1 pseudogene is annotated in these 1,096 nt (G+C 62.0%); it reads left to right on the top strand.

From position 1 onward, the window contains the following. Nucleotides 1-1,096 (top strand): annotated as a pseudogene (locus TU81_RS29070) (toxin VasX); the annotation flags it as partial.

The following is a 1,096-nucleotide window of genomic DNA, read 5'->3' as shown; positions in this document are numbered from 1 at the left end:
CGCCGGACGCCGTTCTATTGCCGACGGTGCACGTCAGCGATGCCCCCGCGCACGAACGTGAACCGTATCTGTGGGAACAGCCTCGGCGCTTTCGCGAGGCGCACATTGGCGAGTTTCTCGGGCGGGTGCGCCCGGCCTATCAGGACGACACGCTGTTCCTCGTGGTGCAGGACGACCTCGGTGTGCTGCGCGATCTGGCCGAGTATCAGGACACCGTGGTCGGCTGGGTCGACGACTGGAGCAATGCCGACAACAACGAACGCGATTACCTGCTGGCTTGTTACATCGAATCCTTGAGCCAGCTCAGCCCCACGGATGTCGATAAACTGGCCGACGTCAGCGACGATCCACGCGTTAAGGCGTTGTTCGCCGATCTGGAACAATTGCCCGAACCGGATCGGGAACACACCCGCAATGCCTTGCTCGACTCCCTGAACAAGGGTGGCAACATCGAGCCTTCGAATGTACCGGCAACGCCGGAATTGGAGCAGTTGCGCGATAAAGCTATAGACCACGCGCGCGAGATCAGCAGGTTCGACAGCCTCGCCCCCGATTTCACGGCCGAAAACCGCGCCATTGCAGAAGCGGACCGGCGTTATTACACGCGCCAGCATTTCGAAGCCGCCCCCGCCGACTTCGTCGACCGCCACCTGCAAACCCTGATCAACCTCGGCCAGGAGAACAACCGGCGCATCCGGGACGTGCTCGAAGGCCCGGTACTGAGCGGAAAGCGCGGGGTCAACGATTTCATCGACCGGGAGGCCATGGACACTGAGCTGTTTCAGCACCGCGACGACCTCAGCCGCTGGAACCGCCTGCTCGAGCGCATCACCGCCGACCGCACGATGCTGGTGTGCGCCGGGCGTTACCACCGTTCGGCCTGGTATTACGATGCGCACGAGCCAAAACAACTGGGTCAGGCCTTCAGCGCCGAATACGCCTGCCTCAAGGACATCTGCCGCAGCGACCACGCCAGCGAAGCCCTCCTCGATTATCTGGAGAAACACCCCGAGCTGACCCGGCCACTGTTCTACACCTTGCCCCTTCGCTTACAACCTGAACAAGCCGCGCAATACACGACGTTGTTCAACGCCGG

The organism is Pseudomonas lini, from assembly GCF_001042905.1.
In the GTDB taxonomy this organism is placed as follows: domain Bacteria; phylum Pseudomonadota; class Gammaproteobacteria; order Pseudomonadales; family Pseudomonadaceae; genus Aquipseudomonas; species Aquipseudomonas lini.
This window is presented reverse-complemented; position numbering and strand designations above follow the sequence as displayed.